At 66.8% G+C, this 1,158-nt stretch carries 2 protein-coding genes; one reads left to right on the forward strand and one right to left on the reverse strand.

Annotated features, from left to right (window positions below; genetic code table 11):
- Positions 1–114 precede the first annotated feature (114 nt).
- Positions 115–843: a TetR family transcriptional regulator gene (locus BZY54_RS48370; protein ID WP_086731574.1), complete on the forward strand. Its 729-nt coding sequence runs from the start codon at positions 115–117 to the stop codon at positions 841–843.
- 90 nt (positions 844–933) lie between these two features.
- Here the strand turns inward: BZY54_RS48370 and BZY54_RS48375 are convergent.
- A partial coding sequence (locus BZY54_RS48375; RefSeq protein ID WP_143668079.1) for an electron transfer flavoprotein subunit alpha/FixB family protein occupies positions 934–1,158 on the reverse strand: 225 nt, incomplete at its 5' end.

Consider the following 1,158-nt stretch of genomic DNA (forward strand, 5'->3'; position numbering starts at 1 on the left):
GGACGGGCGGTACAGGTCGAAGTCGCTCATGGAAGCTCCCCACTCGGTGGCACTCAGTACCTTAATTATGCGGACTGAGTGCCATGGCATGGAAGAGGGGTATACGTTTTGTCCATGAGAGACCAGACCGACCAGTCGCGGCAGTCCGCGCAGGGCGAGACCCCGGGTGGCGAGACGCCGAAGCCATCGATCCGCGAGGAGCTGGTCTCCGCCGCGTTCGACCTGTTCACCGAGTTCGGTTACGACGCCACCACCGTCGACGACATCGTGCGCCGGGCAGGTGTGGGCCGGCGGTCCTTCTTCCGTTACTTCCCGACCAAGGAAGAAGTCGTCTTCCCCGACCATGAGCGGGCCCTCGCCGAGATGGTCGACTATCTGGCCCAGGGTGCCACCGACCCCGATCCGGTGGGCCGGGCCTGCGGCGCGGCACGGCTCGTGGTCCGCATGTACGCCGAGAAGGCGGAGTTCTCCGTGCGGCGCTACGCGCTCACCCGCAGCGTGCCCGCCCTCAAGGCACACGAGATCTCGGTCGTGTGGCAGTACGAGCGGGCTCTCGCGTCCTACCTGGAACGCCGCTTCGCCGCACTTCCCGACGGGGGCGCCCGGGCCTACACCGTGGCGGCGAGCGTGGTCGCGGCGCACAACTACGGTCTGCGTACCTGGCTGCGTTCCGGAGGCAGAGGGGATGCCGTCGCCGCCGTCGACCAGGCGCTGCACCTCGTCCATCGCACGTGGAGCGACGCCGGGGAGACCGTCGTCGTGGTGACCCGCACCGACACACCGATGTGGCAGGTCGTGCAGCGGCTCGAGGGAGCCTGGCCCGACCTTCGCCGAGAAAAATGAGGTACTGAGTTCCTCATTCATGGGGAACTCAGTACCTCATGGTTCCGAGGCTACGGTCGCCTGCGCCTGGGCGATCGATCTCGCAGTTGCTCAGCCCTTGCGGGTCTTGATCTCCTCGGTGAGCTGGGGGACGACGTCGAACAGGTCGCCGACGACGCCGTAGTCGACCAGGTCGAAGATCGGGGCCTCGGGGTCCTTGTTGACCGCGACGATCGTCTTGGAGGTCTGCATGCCGGCCCGGTGCTGGATCGCTCCGGAGATGCCGTTGGCGATGTACAGCTGCGGCGAGACGCTCTTGCCGGTCTGGCCGACCTG

This window comes from Streptomyces carpinensis, assembly GCF_002154505.1.
In the GTDB taxonomy this organism is placed as follows: Bacteria; Actinomycetota; Actinomycetes; order Streptomycetales; family Streptomycetaceae; genus Streptomyces; species Streptomyces carpinensis.